The sequence below is a fragment of the Alteribacillus sp. YIM 98480 genome, assembly GCF_009765375.1.
Classification (GTDB): Bacteria; Bacillota; Bacilli; order Bacillales; family Marinococcaceae; genus Alteribacillus.
In genome coordinates, this window is record NZ_VTOK01000003.1 from 279,050 (window position 1) to 295,444 (window position 16,395).

The 16,395-nt window shown below is 39.8% G+C and carries 16 protein-coding genes; all 16 read right to left on the reverse strand.

The annotated features are described in order from the left end of the window. Nucleotides 1-569: 569 nt before the first annotated feature. Nucleotides 570-1,541 (reverse strand): electron transfer flavoprotein subunit alpha/FixB family protein, encoded by a 972-nt coding sequence (locus FZF09_RS06065; protein WP_158735671.1) that lies wholly within the window; start codon nucleotides 1,539-1,541, stop codon nucleotides 570-572. A gap of 16 nt (nucleotides 1,542-1,557) precedes the next feature. Then, entirely contained in the window at nucleotides 1,558-2,331 is a 774-nt protein-coding gene (locus tag FZF09_RS06070; protein ID WP_158735672.1) for an electron transfer flavoprotein subunit beta/FixA family protein, read from the reverse strand. A gap of 137 nt (nucleotides 2,332-2,468) precedes the next feature. Next, nucleotides 2,469-3,746: a TRAP transporter large permease gene (locus tag FZF09_RS06075; RefSeq protein WP_158735673.1), complete on the reverse strand. Its 1,278-nt coding sequence runs from the start codon at nucleotides 3,744-3,746 to the stop codon at nucleotides 2,469-2,471. A 20-nt stretch (nucleotides 3,747-3,766) separates the two neighbouring features. Beyond that, complete coding sequence (locus tag FZF09_RS23310) at nucleotides 3,767-4,192, reverse strand: TRAP transporter small permease (protein ID WP_370514429.1); 426 nt, start codon at nucleotides 4,190-4,192, stop codon at nucleotides 3,767-3,769. 131 nt (nucleotides 4,193-4,323) lie between these two features. After that, nucleotides 4,324-5,415: a TRAP transporter substrate-binding protein DctP gene (dctP, locus tag FZF09_RS06085; protein WP_158735675.1), complete on the reverse strand. Its 1,092-nt coding sequence runs from the start codon at nucleotides 5,413-5,415 to the stop codon at nucleotides 4,324-4,326. 103 nt (nucleotides 5,416-5,518) lie between these two features. Next, entirely contained in the window at nucleotides 5,519-7,456 is a 1,938-nt protein-coding gene (locus FZF09_RS06090; protein ID WP_255450384.1) for an oxidoreductase, read from the reverse strand. A gap of 43 nt (nucleotides 7,457-7,499) precedes the next feature. Further along, on the reverse strand, nucleotides 7,500-8,192 hold the full coding sequence (locus FZF09_RS06095; protein ID WP_158735677.1) for an SDR family NAD(P)-dependent oxidoreductase: 693 nt from the start codon (nucleotides 8,190-8,192) through the stop codon (nucleotides 7,500-7,502). Nucleotides 8,193-8,296: 104 nt separating this feature from the next. Next, complete coding sequence (locus FZF09_RS06100; RefSeq protein ID WP_158735678.1) at nucleotides 8,297-9,436, reverse strand: thiolase family protein; 1,140 nt, start codon at nucleotides 9,434-9,436, stop codon at nucleotides 8,297-8,299. A gap of 1 nt (nucleotide 9,437) precedes the next feature. Next, nucleotides 9,438-9,860, reverse strand: a complete 423-nt coding sequence (locus FZF09_RS06105) for a Zn-ribbon domain-containing OB-fold protein (RefSeq protein ID WP_158735679.1) — start codon at nucleotides 9,858-9,860, stop codon at nucleotides 9,438-9,440. 34 nt (nucleotides 9,861-9,894) lie between these two features. Continuing rightward, nucleotides 9,895-10,668: a glucose 1-dehydrogenase gene (locus FZF09_RS06110; RefSeq protein ID WP_158735680.1), complete on the reverse strand. Its 774-nt coding sequence runs from the start codon at nucleotides 10,666-10,668 to the stop codon at nucleotides 9,895-9,897. After that, entirely contained in the window at nucleotides 10,665-11,387 is a 723-nt protein-coding gene (locus FZF09_RS06115) for a DUF4286 family protein (RefSeq protein ID WP_158735681.1), read from the reverse strand. The genes FZF09_RS06110 and FZF09_RS06115 overlap by 4 nt, the downstream gene beginning before the upstream one ends. Nucleotides 11,388-11,425: 38 nt before the next feature. Next, complete coding sequence (locus tag FZF09_RS06120) at nucleotides 11,426-12,205, reverse strand: alpha/beta fold hydrolase (RefSeq protein ID WP_158735682.1); 780 nt, start codon at nucleotides 12,203-12,205, stop codon at nucleotides 11,426-11,428. Between the two features lie 6 nt (nucleotides 12,206-12,211). After that, nucleotides 12,212-13,273, reverse strand: a complete 1,062-nt coding sequence (locus tag FZF09_RS06125) for a zinc-binding dehydrogenase (RefSeq protein WP_199256753.1) — start codon at nucleotides 13,271-13,273, stop codon at nucleotides 12,212-12,214. An 81-nt stretch (nucleotides 13,274-13,354) separates the two neighbouring features. Next, complete coding sequence (locus FZF09_RS06130; protein ID WP_158735683.1) at nucleotides 13,355-14,869, reverse strand: class I adenylate-forming enzyme family protein; 1,515 nt, start codon at nucleotides 14,867-14,869, stop codon at nucleotides 13,355-13,357. A gap of 16 nt (nucleotides 14,870-14,885) precedes the next feature. Next, the gene (locus tag FZF09_RS06135; protein ID WP_158735684.1) at nucleotides 14,886-16,034 is read right to left on the reverse strand and encodes an SDR family oxidoreductase; all 1,149 of its coding nucleotides are present in this window, start codon (nucleotides 16,032-16,034) and stop codon (nucleotides 14,886-14,888) included. A gap of 16 nt (nucleotides 16,035-16,050) precedes the next feature. Next, nucleotides 16,051-16,395: enoyl-CoA hydratase/isomerase family protein (locus FZF09_RS06140; protein ID WP_233269414.1), on the reverse strand; the 345-nt coding region annotated here is incomplete at its 5' end.

The following is a 16,395-nucleotide window of genomic DNA, read 5'->3' on the forward strand; positions in this document are numbered from 1 at the left end:
CCAAATTTACTAGTCATTTTTTCACCCTTTTATAAGAATAAAGTTAAGTATTTAGATCACTTGAAATATAAAGTTCGTTTCTAGTTTGGATTAGAACTGCTTTATGTAAGTTTGACTATGTAATTTATTTGTAAAATTATTCCTTGATTTAGTTAATAGTTTATTCCGTTTCTATTGGTACTATTGTATATACGAGGGGTGATTTCATTTTAGTATTAGTATTATTAATGAAGCCCTAAAACCATCAATATGAAGGTTTCAGGGCTTTTTATTTCTTTCATTCGTTTTACATTCGGTTATTTTCTCGCCGTGAAATAATTTTATCTTTAACGGTTGGAATATTTATATCTTCCCGTGTTTCTCTCCACTTCTTTCGATTAATGCTTATAGCATTATATGACACAGAAGTCATTTTTACCTTTCATTTACTGGACAAATAATGATGATCTTATCTACTTATTCGTTCATCACCAAGCATTGGCTTTCACCACCCCATTACGATAATTTTTGCTCTCATTTATAACCCCATGTAGTTATCCATTGGTAGAAAAAAGCTGTTCTTTAATGACTTAAACAGAAACTTTTGAAAATTCTTCTGTCAGCTTTGGAACAACTTCAAATAAGTCACCTACTATGCCATAATCGGCCACTTCAAAAATAGGTGCTTCCGGATCTTTGTTGATTGCAACGATCACTTTCGAGTTGGACATTCCGGCAAGATGTTGAATAGCACCGGAAATGCCACAGGCAATGTATAGATCTGGAGTAACGACTTTTCCCGTCTGCCCAATCTGCAGAGAATAATCGCAATATTCTGCATCACAAGCGCCCCGAGAAGCCCCTACAGCAGCACCAAGTACTTCTGCCAGCTCTTCCAATGGTTTAAAACCATCTGCACTTTTGACACCGCGGCCACCTGATACAATAATATTAGCTTCGGATAAGTCAACTCCGTCACTCGTCTTTTTTACGACATCTTTAATCATCGTACGGATATCTTTTATTTCGATATCCATAGAAGATACATCACCGCTTCTTGATTCATCTTTTTCGAACGCCACAATGTTGTTCGGGCGAATGGTTGCCAGTACCAATCCTTCTTCTATTACCTTTTTCTCAAAAGCTTTTCCTGAGTAAATCGGACGAGTAAATACAACTTGTCCGTCCTCGATGTCAACGCCTACTGCATCAGAAACAAGACCGGCCTTCAGCTTCCCGGCCATACGCGGAGCCAAATCTTTTCCGCTTGATGTATGACCCATCACTATACCTTCTGGTTTTTCAGCCTCACATATCTGCAAAAGAGCCTGAGAATAAGCGTCCGTTGTGTATGGAGCCAGTTCTTTCTTTTCAGCGGTCACTACCCGGTCTGCTCCGTAGTGAATCATTGTTTCTGCATGTTCCTGAAGATTTTCTCCAAATAACACACCAACGATTTCACCTCCATCTACTATCTTTTGGCCCGCAGCGATGGCCTCATATGTCACGTTTCTTACTTCTCCATTTTTCATCTCACCCAGCACTAGTACTTTTTGTCCCATAATATATGAGCCTCCTTTATATGACCTTTGCTTCGTTTTTTAATGCCTCTACTAATTCCTGGACCTGATCATCTAACTCGCCTTCAAGAACTCTACCAGCTGCTTTTTCCGGCGGAAGGAATCGACCCACTGTTTTCGTTTTTGCTTCCACGTCTTCTTCCTCCAAATCAAGGTCATCCAGATCCAATGTGTCCAATGGTTTTTTCTTTGCTTTCATGATTCCCGGCAGTGATGGATACCGTGGTTCATTTAATCCCTGCTGGCAAGTGACCATTACTGGCAGAGGTGTTTCTATCACTTCCACGTCCCCTTCTACGTCTCTTTCGATTTTTGCTGTTTCTCCGTCTATATTTAAACGAGTAATCGTAGTAACTTGATTGATTCCTAGACCCTCTGCAACACGTGGTGCAACTTGACCGGCTCCATCATCGACAGCTACGTTTCCACCCAGAATGATATCAAATTCCTGGTCTTTCAAATATGCTGTTAGGATACTGGAGGTAGTAAAGTGATCCGACTCGTCTTCTAGTTCCTCTATGTCCAGAAGTACTGCTTTATCTGCTCCCATTGCAAGTGCGGTGCGGAGCTCTTTTTCCGTTTCTTCATCGCCTACGGTAACCACTGTTACTTCCCCTCCATGTTCATCCCGAAGGACAATGGCTTCTTCAATCGCATATTCATCGTAAGGATTAATGATAAATTCTGCACCCTCTTCATCAATCGCTCCAGCGTGAATAACAATTTTTTCTTCCGTGTCGAAAGTCCGTTTCATAATTACATAGATGTTCATCTTTTCCTTCCTCCTTTTTAAGTTTACTTAAATTTTTTAATAAGAGCTTTACCGATCAGAACTAAAAAGTTTCCATTATTAACTTTTGCTGTGATCCTAAAACTAATCTTCCTATTTCTTGATTTAGGTATATTAAACTACATTTGAGAAGGTAGATATAATATTAATTCGGGAAAAATAACAAACAGTGATATCAAAAGTAATAAAACCAATATAAATGGAACGGAACCCTGGAAAACTCTTTCAACCGGTACTTTGGCATGTTTACTTGTTACATATAAATTCATACCAACTGGTGGAGTTACTAGTCCAATTTCTAGTAAAATAACTAATACTACTCCAAACCATAGAGGATCAAAACCTATTTGAATAATTAACGGAAAAACCAATGGTAAGGTAATAAGCATTGATCCTAACATATCTAAAAACATTCCTAATATTAAATACATAACAATAATTAGAAGCAAAATTGTATAAGGAGAAAAACCACTTTCAGTAATGAATGAAATCAAATAATCTCCTATTCGAGTTAAAGAGATGAAAAATGCGAAAATTTCTGCGCCTATTACAATGGTAAAGATCATAGCTGTTTGCCTAACGGTATCTTTAAGTGATAAATAAACGAGATGAATGTTTAAACGTCTTAGTAAAAATCCTAAGACCATGGCAGCAAATGCTCCGAAAGCAGCCGCCTCTGTAGAGGTACCAAATCCAGCATACAAAAATACTATTACCGAAAAAATCAAAATAATAATCGGAAAGATAGGTTTTATGGAGTTCAACCTATCACTCCAAGTTGACTTTTCAACTTTACTGTTATTCAACTGCGCTCCAACTATAACTACCAAACAAAGTAAGAGTGAAAGAAGTATCCCTGGAACAATCCCGGCAACTAATAATTGTGCGACAGATGTTTCTGTCTGTATGCCATATATGATCAATGGGATACTTGGCGGTATGAGTGCAGCTAGTGTGCCGGTGGAAGAAGCAATTAAACCTGTTGTAAAACGATCGGTATAGTTAGCTTTCATCATTTGCGGGGCTGCTATTTCCGACATAATGGATGTTGCGGCAATACTTGAACCTGATAAAGCTCCAAACCCCGCACTTGAAAACACAGTTGCTACTCCGGCCCCTCCAGGTAAGTGACCAATCCATTTGAGGACACTCTGAAAGAGATCAACAGCGATATTACTCTTAGATAGAAAATGAGCCATCAATATAAAAAGTGGTACCGTAGTATAAGTGAAACTATTTACACTTGAATAAATAGTACCTGGTAACACTCCTGTTAACATATCAATTCCGCCCATATAAAAGATTCCAGTGGCCCCTATAAAAATAAGTGTAAAACCAATTGGCAGCCCCGCAAATAACAAAATTATTAATAAAACTGAAAATGTTAACGCAATCACTGTATCCCTCCTTCGTTCTCTCAATTCTTGTCACTTATTAAAAATTTAATTTCCTCTATAGATTCAACAATTAACCTGCAACACAAAAAAGTGATACCAATTGCTATTAGAAACAAAGCTGGTGATATAGGGTAACCTAGAACACTTGATGATCTTATATTCCTTTCAAGGGAATCAATACTAGTATTAAACATTGTATATGCACTGATTATGAGCACCACTAAAATTAATATATTTGTCAATATCTTTAGAACAGATTGTGATTTATCAGATAACTTTTCAAACAACACTAACACTTGTATATGATCTTTTTTTCGTAATGCATAACTGAGAGATAAAAATATGATGATAACCATAAAATATTCTCCAGTTATTTCAGTTGTACCAGGAATAGGAGAATTAAAAAGGGTACGCATGAAGACATCTGCAAATATCCAAACCATCATTATGAACAGGGAACCAATAGAAAAAATCACACAGAAGTTTTCTACTTTCACAAAAATTTTATTAGTCCTGTCGATATTATTAACCCTCCTGGTAGATATTTGTGTTTTGATTTTTCTTAAATGAAAGCTGATTAGTTATTTTCATTTTCGTTTTGTTCCTTATGCAGCTCTTCTAAAAATAAATCATAAGCCTCCTGATATTTTGGATTATCTTGCTGTTCTAGCCATTCCTCTTTAAAATTTTCATATTCTTCCTCCCAGTCCTTTTGTTCTTCTTCCGTCAATGTGTACATTTTTCCTTGGTCATCCCATTCTTCATATACTTTTTGTGCGTCTTCTTCATTAGCTATGATAGAACTTAGAGCAATTTCTTCACTTGCCTGATCGAAGGCGTCTTTCACATTATCCGGAAAACTTTGCCAAACATCTTCATTTATAATAAACCCAGCAGTACCTGCCCCAAATTGCGCTCCGTTCGTCCCATGCTGTATTAAATCAGCTACACCGTAAGATTTAAGCGGCGTGGTGTAAGAAGACAGAACATCCACTATCCCTTTATCAAATGCTTCAAACATCTCAGTTGGACTTAGAGTTACTGGTGTTCCACCTAAGTATTCAATTATCTCACTGTCAACCCCCCCACTACTCATTACACGTAACCCCTCTAAATCGTCAGGAGTTTTGATTTCTTCACCTGTTGTAAAAAGGTCATAGGACTGACTCACAAAACCAAAAATCGGTCTCACACCGTTTGGCAAAAAGTCTTCTTCTAAAATTGGACTCTGTTTAGAAATTCTATTCCAGACGACTGTACCCTCAACTCCAGATTCATGTAATCCAGGAAGACCAACGAGAGTGCTGGATATTGGCATTTCACTTGGAAAGGCTGGTCCTAAATAATAAGCCACGTCCGTTACACCATTTCTCGTTTGATCAACATAGTCTTGAAGTTTCCCCAATTGTTCACCAGGGAAATAGTCCCATTCCACCTCTCCATCTGTTAGCTCTGTTACCCTCTCCATAAATGGTTCCACAGCATCCTCCGAAAAAGGAGCCGTTGCAGGAAGTGACGTAGCAAATTTTAGTGTGAAAGTTTCTCCACTGTTATTTGCTGAGTTTCCAGATTCATTACTACTGTCAGTTGAACTTTCATTAGTGCTCTCACAAGCTACCATTACAAATATCAATATAGCTAAGGTAATTATTCTTTTAACACTTTTCAATTTTTTCACACCCCTTTTCTTTCTTTTAACTCAATATTAAAAATATTTTTAAAAATTAATATAAAGCTTGTTGGTCAATCATGTTATTTCGTATTTTTCTTTTTCAAAGCGTACGTGCCAATCGATGCGCTTCGACCATTGCATTACTTATCCGGCGTGGAGACAAGACATCTCCTATAGATTCAACCTGATAATCACCTGACCTCTTAAGTTTTTTTGATAATGTATCTTCTTGCTGTTTACCTGCGTCAATAACCAGCAAATCAGCTTTTAAAGTCTTCTCTTCTCCATTAAAGACATGATAAACTCGAACATTTTTGGAATCTCCATCAATGATTTTTTGTAAGTTCATAAAACGAACTCCCGCTAAACCTAACCGTCGGAGAAGGGGGTGAAGACTTTCTTGTGGTATACTGCCTCCAATAGTGTTGGAAGAGGTTACATATGTTACCATAGCCCCCCGTGAAGATAGAACTTCAGCTGCACTAAAGGCGGGCCAAAACCCTCTGCCATCATCAATGACGACTACTGAGTCTCCTTTTTTTAGTAAATGCTTGTCTGATTGAAGAGCATCGAAAATTGATAGAGTTTTTTCTTCAGGGTATCCTTTTATTTTTTGTGTTATTGGAACAGCACCGGTTGCCAGTATAATAGTGTCATAATTTTTAAGAATAGTTTCTTCAGCTCGCTGGCCTAAATGAATAGTAACTCCTAGTTTACGAACTTGGGACTCTAAATAATGTATGACTTGCATGATTTCCCTTCGATTAGGATCATTTGCTGCAATCTTCACCTGCCCTCCAAAATACGAGTTTTGTTCAAATACATGGACAGAATGACCTCTTATTGCGGCTACCCTGGCTGCTTCCAATCCTGCCGGCCCACCACCTACGACCGCCACATTCTTCGATAGATCACTAGTAGGAATCTTGGTACCCCATTCACCCTCTCGTCCAGTTACTGGATTAACAGCACATAAGAGATGTGGATCAAATGAACGACAATCTTGATTACATCCAATGCATGGGGTAATATCTTCTATACGTTCCTCTTTCACTTTGATTGGCCAGTCTGAATCTGCTATAAGGGCCCTAGCCATACCTACTAAGTCAGCAGAACCTTCAGCCACAATCTTTTCAGCCATGTCAGGATCTTTGATGCGTTGACTAACCAGCACTGGTAGATTCGTAGACTTCCGTATCTCTCGTGCTTCTTCCACCGCTGTCCCTTGGCTTGTGGACATATCTTTTACATATGCACCCCTTATTCCTAAAGTAATGTTGAAGTAATCGATCGCTTGACTTTCTGATAATCTTTTGACAATGTCAAGTGTATCAGATAATTTCAAGCCCCCCTCAACTTCCTCGTCAGCACTTAGTCTAATACCAAGTACGAGGTCATCTCCAATAACTTGGCGAACAGCATTTAACACTTCCATTAAAAACCTCATACGACCTTTTAGTGAACCACCATATTTATCTGTACGTTTATTAGTTGCTGGAGAGAGAAACTGAGCCACTAAATATCCGTGCGCTGCATGGATTTCCACCCCATCATGTCCAGAATTTTTTAAGTTTCGAGCTGATACGGCAAAATCATTGATGATATCCTTAATATCATTTTCTTCTAACTCATATGGTCTGTATAAAGCACGAGGAGATTGAATAGAGGAAGGTGCTCTTAAAGGGTAATCGGATTCTCCGCCTATCATTTCTCTCCCCAAATGAACAAGTTGTCCAAACACTTTTGTACCATGGGCATGTATTGCATCTGTCCGTTTTTTTAATTTTGGTAAGGCATTTTCCGAAAAAGCCTCCATTAACATTCTACGACGAAGTCCCGAACTTGGGTGTATAATCGTTCCCCCTATTATTAAAAGACCTGCCCCCCCACGCGCACGCGATTCCCAATAGTCTATATCTTCATTAGTAGGTATTCCATTGTGAACCTTTGCACTACCATGCGGAAGTCCCACTATACGATTCTTCAACGTTTTTGTTCCTAAGATAAAAGGAGAAAATAAATTCGAATATTTTGACATAAAGATATTTAACTCCAATCATTCAGTTCATTTAATTAAACCATTATTTGAACTCTGGTGGTTTACCCCAGCCATCGACTTCAATAGTTGTCCCTACGATACCTTGACTCCTTGAATCGCACAGGAAGCCTACAATATTAGCTACGTCGCTAGGATGCATCCAATCTGATTTCTCACCTGACGTACTGGACGATAAATCCGTTAAAACATTACCAGGACACAAAGCTACAACCCGAACTTGGTACGGCCGACATTCATCAGCCAAACAACGGCTCATTCCTACCATCGCATGCTTTGTAGAAGCATATGCAGATCGACCCCGAGCCCCTCTCAATCCCCAAATGGACGCTACATTAACAACCAAACCATTACGTTGCTCTATCATACTTGGAAGAGCACTTCTGCTGAAAAGAAATGCTCCATGAACATTAACTGAAAAAGTGTTCATCCATTCCTCTGTGCTGTATTCAATAAATGATTTTAATTTACCAATTCCTGCGTTATTAATTAAAACATCGACAGATCCTAATTTTTCTCTGATGTTGTAGTAAGATTGAAAGACCTCTGTTTCATTAGACACATCCATTACTTCTGCTGCTGCAGGGACTCCCATTGCTTCAATCTCTTTACAAATGTTCTTTACTTCTGGAGAGATATCACATAACCCTACTCCTAACCCTTTTTTGGCTAAAGTTAAAGCAATTTCTTTACCAATCCCTCGAGCGGCCCCAGTCACCAATGCTGTCCGGTAAATTTCTTTTTCTTCTTTATATGAAATAATTCCCCACCTCCATTTTCAGGATCTGTCAGTCTACTTTTTATTAAAGTGTTATTTTATCCTTATCTTGTAAGAATGGTTACACACGAATTCCCGCCAGCTCCTTCGCTGTGGCTTAACGCGACTTTTGCTCCCTCTACTTGATTGACCCCCGCTTCTCCTCTTAGCTGCCATGTAATTTCAGCAATTTGGCCCAATGAAGATGCTCCAACAGGTTCCCCTCTTGATAAGATCCCCCCATTTACGTTTAGTGGTATTCTTCCACCAATAGATGTTTCTCCAGCTTCAGCTCTTGCACCACCTTCTCCAATCGGACAGAAGCCTAGTCTTTCTGAATATATAATTTCAGAGCCAGCGTCAACATCCTGTATTTCAGCCACGTCAATATCTTCAGGTCCTAAACTTGCCATTTCGTAAGCAGATTGTGCAGCTCGTTCTGCTACAGTAGGATAAGGCGGATTTGCAGGCGCTGATACCGCTGGGACAAACATATCTCCCCGACGTCTCGTTTCCAACACAGAAGCAGCAATGGAAATTGGCTTTTCTGTGAAACTCTTAGCCACTTTTTTATTGCAAATAACTACTGCTGCGGCTCCATCATTTGGAGCACATAACATATAAAGAGTTAATGGATCTGAAACCATTCTTGCGTTCAATACCTCGTCGATTGATAACTCTTTTCTAAACATAGCGTATGGATTATGAACGGCATTCTTATGACTTTTAGATGCAATATAAGCGAGTTGTTCCCGCGTGGTACCATACTCAACCATGTGCTCATGAATACTTGAAGCAAAATAAAGCGGGTTAGCTCCTAATCCCGTCCATTCTTGCCATCGATCATATCCGGCACCTGGTAAAAAACCTCTAGGACTTTTTTCAAATCCGACAACTAAAGCAACGTCATACTCTTTATTTTTGATAGCTTGATAAGCAAGGCGTACCGCCGATGCCCCACTTGCACAAGCATTTTCCACATTAATAATAGGTATGCCTGGTACTCCTAGTTTTTCTAATACGTTATGACCAGCAGCTGAAATTTCATATACGTTCGCACTAAATGCGGCCTGTACTTCGTTAAGACTCATATTAGCATCTTCTAAAGCACGTTTTGCTGCTACAAAGCCTAAGTCCCGGTAGTCCTTATCATCAAATCTTCCAAATTCATGCATTCCAACTCCGGCTATTACCACCTCTTCCATTTTAATCCTCCCCTTGTGAGACCGGCTTATATTTAAACATTACGTATTCTTTTTCATCTTCAATAAAAGCGGTATCTACAATTACTTCCATTTCCATACCTGGTTCTAAATTCACAACTTCTTTTTCGGTTGTTATGCCTAATATTCTTATCCCTTCTGGAAATTCAACAATACCGGCCGTATACGGAACTGATCCCTTATAACCTGGTGGAGGTGCAGTTATTCTTGTAAAACACTTTAACTTACCAATAGAGTTTATAGTCACTGGTTCCATCGTTTCCAAACAACATTCCGGACAAAAAGATTGTTGAGGAAAAACCATTTCCCCACATTTTGTACATTTGGCAACAATTAGTTTGGCTTCTTCATCCTGCCATTTAAACAAACCTTCTTTAACAGGAACTTTTTCTTTTACATAAACCAATTTTTCAACCTCCTTTTTACTTCTAATCATTTTTTTACATAGCCAATGCTCCGCCATCTATGGCTAACGACTGACCTGTTACATGGGATGAAAAATCGGATGCTAGATAAATTACTTGACGGGCAACCTCACTTGCTTTGCCTAACCTTCCATCTGGGACTAAATTGGCACGTTCACTCAAAAATGTTTCTACATTCTCAGCAGAGGAATGTTTGAGATTCCTCAACAGTTCAGTGTCCACAGAACCTGGACAAACAGCGTTAACTCGCACACCTTGTCGTGCTACTTCAAGAGCAGCCGTTTTAGTAAGACCAATGACCGCATGTTTACTTGCAATATAACCGGAGTATTCAGGTGCTCCAACCAAACCAGCCCTTGAGGCTGTGTTGACAACAGCACCGCTTTGCTGTTGAATCATTTGCGGTAAGACGTACTTCAACCCTAAGAAAACACCTTTTACGTTAATAGACATAACTTTGTCAAAGACATCCTCTGGATATTCAATGATAGATTCAACAGCCCCTTGCCAACCAGCATTGTTTGAAAATGCATCAATTCGCCCAAATCGGGCAACAGTTTGGTTAACATAACTCTCTACGTCTGTGGCATCTGTTACATCTGCTCTTATAAACTTTCCTTCTGCCCCTTGCTTTTTGACTAATGAAATGGTTTCCTCACCAAGTTCTTGGTTGATATCAACACATACGACTCTAGCCCCCGTCATAGCAAACTCCTGACATATTGCACGGCCGATCCCTCTTCCTCCTCCCGTGACTAATGCAACCTTTCCTGAAAAATCTATTTTCATATTTTCCTCCTTGATAATGGCATACGATAATATGACACAGCTGCAGCGTTTCCGATGTAATCTCTCCCTTCTTCCCATGCCTCTTGTAGAAATGATAGAGATTCATCCCTCACTTCTTCCCTCATAGCAGTTAACACAATTCGGCGTGGACCAGCGTATTGTTGAACTCCACCTTTCACTTTAGGTACAGAAGATTGCGTTCCTAATAATCTCGATGCTGTTAAAATCCCACTTTTTTGAATGCAAGGTAATAAACGGTCGGCATACCATTGATCAAGATCACCTAGTCCGTTGTCAGATGGTTCTAAGTATATAGCAAGAAGATTTTCAACCGATTGTTCCGGGTTTTTTAACCAAATCTCTGATCGAGGGGTGTAGGTCCCACCCATTATTTTTGTTATGTAAGTCAGCATGCGCTTCGTCCACTCAGGTCGCATGTCAGGTGCTTGGGAATTTCTATTCATGTGATATGCTTCTGATTGCAATACATTTTCATCATAAAGTTCATAAAAGCTTAAATATTGGGGGATAGTAAAATTTGAATACATTGAAGATAAAGAAAATTCTTTGCATTTTTCATATCGATTTCCAGATAAAAAACCCGGTACACGTAATAGAGCTGGAAGATGTTCAAGGTTATACCATTCATTCCACTCAGGTGCCATATCTGCCTGGCATTCCAGTGCCCATAACAACATTGCCTGTCCTTTATCAAACATATAATTCTCCCTCCTCAAAAGTTTGGTTACTTTGAAGTTTAAGAAAGAAAGTGACGAATCATGAGATCTCCTAATTTTTTTGGAGCTTGAATATGAGGGAAATGCCCTGCTTTTTCAATGATAACTGGCTTCACTGGCGGGGTAAGAAGATCTGCCACTTCTTGAATGACCTGTGGAGTGAACGATGGATCCTGCTTACCTCCTACCACTGCAGTACGAGAGGGAATACTTTGGATACGTCGAGTTAATGTTGTCCCTGCATTAGCAATTGACCTTGAACAAACGGCATAATTATCAGGATCATTGCTTATGAAAATATTGCGATAGCTTTCTACGATATCAGGATGATTTGTATGAAATTCTAATGGAAAAGAACTCTCTAGACTAAAATGAACCACTGCTTCCATTCCCTCATTTTCTACTTGATTAGCCCGGTTGTGCACATATTCAGAAACTTTTTCCGTAATAGACGAGCCAATAGCAATTAGCATCACCGAAGAGACGCGATCTGAATGAAGAGATGACAGATAAGCAGCCGTAACCGCTCCATACGCACTTCCAGCTACGTTGACACGTTGCACCTCAAGATAATCCAACAATTGCACTAAACTGTCTGCCACTTCTTCTAAACTCATCTCTTCATTCAAAATCGGACTGTCTCCGGCTCCAGGAAGATCAACAATGATATGCCTAAATCTATCACCTAAAATAGGTTCCATCCATTGCCAGGACGAAATACTACCTCCTAATTCGTGCAAAAGAAGAAGTGGCGGTGCTTCAGCTGGACCAACAACCTTAAAATTCAATTGAGCATTCATAGTTAGCTACCTCCTATTTTGATTAGGGATTAATACAATTGTCCCAAACACCTCACGTTCTTCTAACATTCGATGTGCTTCCCTTGCCATTTCAATTGGTAGTTTGGTATGCAAGATAGGCTTTATCACCTTTTGACCTGCTAATTCCAATATCTTTTCATAGTCAGTACGATTTGCCGAAAAAGAACCAATTAATTTTAATTGTTTGGAAAACAAGGGCCAAAGATCTATTTCTACTTTCGATCCAGTAAAAGCTCCACATGTTACTAGCCGCCCCATCCTAGATAGTGAACGGATACTATCATTCCATGTAGCTTTTCCTACATGCTCAAATACAATATCCACCCCCCTTCCTCCAGTAATCTCACGAACTTGTTTATACCAACCTTGCTCACTATGATCAATAACAACTTCTGCTCCAAGTTCCTTCGCTTTTTTTTGCTTTTCCTGACTACCAGCAGTAGCAATTACTCGTGCACCCATATAACGTGCGATCTGTAATGCATACACACCAATACCACTTCCAGCTGCTACGATCAATACCATTTCACCCGCTTTTATGCTTGCTCTTTCTACAAGCATGTGCCAGGACGTAGAGGCAGTTGCTGCCATCGCTGCTGCACTCTCATAAGAGACATTCGTTGGTAATTTAATTAAGTAATCCGCTGGTGCCGTCACATATTCCGCGTAGCCTCCATTCGTGTCAAAACCAAATACATTCCCGTTTGAGCATAGGTTGTCCTCTCCAAGACGACAAGCCTCGCACTTTCCACAGTACAGCAATGGGGTTACCATTACTTTATCCCCTGGTTTATATTCTGTTACGTTGTGCCCAACACTTGCGACTTCCGCTGCCACCTCAGTACCGGGTATATGCGGCAGCTCACCTTTCCCCCTAATTTGACCATTACGACTAAGTAAGTCAGCCCGATTCACTCCGCAAGCTCTCACTTTTAACAGGACCTCATTAATTCCTGGTTGAGGAATCGGTATATAATCTATACGTAAAACCTCTTTACTGCCGTACTCGTGAAAACGTATTGCCATCATATCTTTATTGATGGACACTTCTTTTCCGCCTTTCTAAATTTAATTTAATTAACAACCTCTTCATGAAATAACGGTATAAAATAGTCAGTAATGAAATAATTAATGGTTTCTTTCTGCTACCATCTCTTTCACTGTTTTTTTATCGACTTTCCCAAAATCCGTTTTGGGTAAAGTGGATATAATTTCCAAAAATTCTGGTAGTTTGGTTTTTGCAAGTCCTTTTTCTTTTAAGTATTTACACAATTCTTCTAGAGAAAGGGTATTATCTGAGCGGAGAGAAACAACAGCACAAATTCTTTCCCCAAGCAATTCATCTTCTCTCCCTATTACTACAGCTTCTACCACATCTGGATGACTGTTTACAGCCACTTCAACTTCTGCAGCATCAATTTTGGCCCCACCTCTTATTATTTGATCCTTAATACGTCCAACCACTTTGACAAACCCTTCTTCATCTCTAGTGATTAAATCACCAGTAAGAAAAGCATTATCTTTTGTGAATTTATTTTGATCTCCTCCTAGGCCTTGAAGGTATCCTTTAAATAGAGAGGGACCTTTTACACCCGCTTGGCCTATTTGACCTCTTGGCAAAATTTGATCCTTATCATCATAAGCTTCGACGTGGGTACCAGGAAACGGAACCCCATCGTATATACGTCTACGTTCAGGAGGGTCTGTCAATCTCATAGATGCATGACCTAAACATTCAGACATCCCGTACATACGTAAAACTTGAACTCCTAATAATTTTTCGGCATTTTTTACCATTTCTTCCGAATTTGGACTACCTCCAACTGAAAGGGCTTTCACAGAATGGATATGGCGATCCCACTTTCCTGTTTGCACAACTTCTAACATTAATAAAAGATGAGTAGGTACACACATGCCCCATGCACAACGGTGTGAATGCATAAGTTCTAGTGCTCGTTTTGGATCCCATTTCCTCATTAAAACAATTGGATATCCCAACGTTAAGCCCATGTGTATAGGAAAAGTCCAACCAGCTGCAGAAGTAAGCGGTGATATCCCAATAATGCTATCACCAGGCTCTAAGCCTACAATATTTGAGCATGCTCGGGCTGCGTAATTTAAGGAAGTTACAGTGTGCGGTACCGCTTTTGGTACACCTGTAGTTCCTGAAGTGAAGCCTATTAAAGCTGTTGGCTCTTCTTCAGAAGATGACTCAATTAATGGGGTGGAATTCCAAGAAGCAAACATTGGTTCCTCCATCCCAACTAACTCAGTCGTTCCTTGCTCATTGTACCGTGAGAATATAGCAGCAGGACCAAGCTTTTCGATAATAATTTGACGATCACGACTTCCTATCTTAGGATTAATTGGACAAAGTACAGCACCTAATTTAGTAAGAGCCAAACCGATTACTACAGTATCGACTGTTGAATAAGAATCAAATAATATACGATGACCGGTCCCTATTCCTTGCATTTCTAATTGATCTGCTAATGCTATTGATCTACGCGAGATTTCTATACGTGACACAGGCCTTTCACCATCAAAAACAGCTACTGCTTCCGCATCTTTTTCTAACCATTCAGAAAATTGGACCCAAAGCTGATCTGTGCCATAACTGACACCATTTATTGTTTTACTCAATATTAGATCCCTCCTTTCAAGTTGTCTGACCTCCATCAACTACTAAAGTGTGTCCTGTTACAAAGCTTGAGGAATCCGAAGCAAGGAAAGCTAAAGCACCAGATAATTCTTCTGGACGGCCAAATCGTCTCATAGGAATTCGTTCACGTAACCATGCCTGTCCTTGTTTATCTATCGAATCAGTAAAACCGGAGTCAATCGATCCTGGAGCTAATGCATTCACTCTAATACCGTGCTGTGCCCAACTTACAGCTAAGTCTTTTGTTAATTTAATAACAGCCGCTTTTGTTGTAGTATATGGAACAACCTCTCCGCCTTCAGGAGGAAATGACATAAGACCTCCTGAGGAAGTGATATTAATAATTGTTCCTCCTCCAAACTCAATCATATATTTTGCTGCTTCTTGACAACATAAAAAGGTTCCTGTCAAATTGACATCTACAACTTTTGACCATCCATCGACAGAGATATCTTCAGGAGGACCTGCCCAAAACGTGCCTGCACTATTTACCAAAATATCGAGTGAACCAAATCGATCAACCGTTTCTTTTACAGTTTTTCTCACTTTTTCTTTATTGGTCACGTCACAATGTAATCCAAGAGATTCAACCTCGTGCTTTTCTGATATTTCGCCTGCTAATTCTTCACACAAATTTTCTTTACGAGCAGCCAGTACAACATTACAACCCAAATCGGCCAATGTATGAGCCATGATACTAGCCATATCACCGTGCCCGCCCACGATCAGTGCTGTCTTATTTTGTAAGTTAAATGTATTCAATACTGATGGATAACTTTGTAATCTTGAGCTAGGAGGGGTAACTGTCGGTTTACCTGGAGGGGCTGACAATAAATCAGCCTCATCCATGACAAGTGCAATTCTCTTACCACCCATATTTGCAGTATCTTTTACCGCAGCTTTCCATTCTGACGATTCTAGCATAAGATCCAACGCGTCTCTGTCCTCAAAGTATAATTCAGCTAGGCCATCCCATTCGGGTTCAAGTCCATAACGATCAAAATCTAATTCTGCTTTACCATGAGTGTAACCAATCAACCCAGGGAGTTTCTTTGCTGCTTCCGCGTGTGGACCACGCCACCATTCCAAGAACTGATGTTTAGACCATTCACTCGGACGACTGGCTAAAACAACAAACTTAATCATAGGTTATGCCCCCCTTCTACAGCCCTGTCCAGGCAGGTTCCCGTTTGTTGAGAAAGGCTTGTACTCCTTCCCTGGCATCTCCACTTTGGTGAACTACATTACACGCCAAATGTTCTAGTACCATAAGTGTATCGGTATCTGCATCTAATCCTCGGTTTGCCGCCATTTTGGTGATCCACATAACAAACGGACTCTTGTCTACCAATGGCTCTAAAAACTCATCTACTACTTTATCCAATTCTTCAAATGGAGCTGACACATTAACCAATCCCCACTCTTCGCACTTTTTTCCACTCAAGAGCTTTCCGGTTAACATGAGCTCTTTGGCTCGTCGCATTCCTACGTATCTTGGCAGACGATA